The sequence below is a fragment of the Propionicimonas sp. T2.31MG-18 genome (assembly GCF_964266745.1).
Classification (GTDB): Bacteria; Actinomycetota; Actinomycetes; order Propionibacteriales; family Propionibacteriaceae; genus Propionicimonas.
This window is the reverse complement of record NZ_CAXWGX010000010.1, coordinates 1-460: the sequence shown is the minus strand read 5'-3', so window position 1 is coordinate 460 and position 460 is coordinate 1. Positions and strand designations below refer to the sequence as shown.

The window sequence follows — 460 nt, the reverse complement described above, 5'->3', positions numbered from 1 at the left end:
GGCGCGACGCCGATGCCGCAACTGACGCCCGAACAATATCGTCGTTACGGCATGGAAAACGCGCCGGGTCCGAACCCGTTCGCCAAGGCGGAGGCATGAGCATGCCGGATATGTCGAGCGGCAAGCCCGTCGTCGCGCTGGCCGGGGCCGGGGGCGACCTCGGCGGTCGGATCGCGAAGGCGCTGGTCGCGCGCGGCGCGCATGTCCGTGCGCTGGTGCGGCCGGACCTGAAGCCTGGCGCGCGCGCGCGGATCGAGGCGTCGGGGGCGGAGGCGGTCGCGGCCGATCCGGCGGACGTGGGCGCGATGGCGTCCGCGCTCGCGGGCGCGGCGTGCGTCGTGTCCGCGCTCAACGGCCTGCGCGCAGTGATGATCGGGCGGCAGGGCGTGCTGCTGGACGCAGCGGTGAAGGCGGGCGTTCCCCGCTTCATCCCGTCCGACTTCGCGGCGGACTTCACGAA

At 73.7% G+C, this 460-nt stretch carries 1 protein-coding gene; it reads left to right on the top strand.

Annotation, left to right across the window (positions count from 1 at the left end; genetic code table 11):
- Positions 1-95 precede the first annotated feature (95 nt).
- Positions 96-460, top strand: a 365-nt coding sequence (locus tag ACFQQJ_RS04850; RefSeq protein ID WP_377104684.1) for an NmrA family NAD(P)-binding protein, incomplete at its 3' end; no start/stop codon positions are given.